Source organism: Streptomyces sp. URMC 126, assembly GCF_051386555.1.
Taxonomy (GTDB): domain Bacteria; phylum Actinomycetota; class Actinomycetes; order Streptomycetales; family Streptomycetaceae; genus Streptomyces.
This window is the reverse complement of sequence record NZ_JBPQTX010000745.1, coordinates 1-304: the sequence shown is the minus strand read 5'-3', so window position 1 is coordinate 304 and position 304 is coordinate 1. Positions and strand designations below refer to the sequence as shown.

The 304-nt window shown below is 72.4% G+C and carries 1 pseudogene; it reads right to left on the bottom strand.

The features are described 5' to 3' along the window. A pseudogene (locus ACSNOK_RS33720) lies at positions 1 to 304 on the bottom strand (MFS transporter); the annotation flags it as partial.

The window sequence follows — 304 nt, the reverse complement described above, 5'->3', positions numbered from 1 at the left end:
GACTCGCTCCCGCCCGGTTGCGGTCGGCGACCAGCCGCAGCGGCAGCAGCGGGGCCGGTCTCTTGGCCTGGGTCAGGCCGAACGCGACGAGCAGGACCAGAGCGGCGACGAGGCAGCCGAGGACGCGGGCCGAGGTCCAGCTGTGGGTGGCCGCCTGGTCGAAGGCGTAGACGAGGGAGAGCATCCCGAGTGCGGAGAGCACCGCGCCAGGTACGTCGATCCGCTGGCGGTTGGCGGGCATGGCCGGCAGCAGCAGCCAGGCCCCGGCCACCACGACCGCGCCGATCGGTACATTGACGTAGAA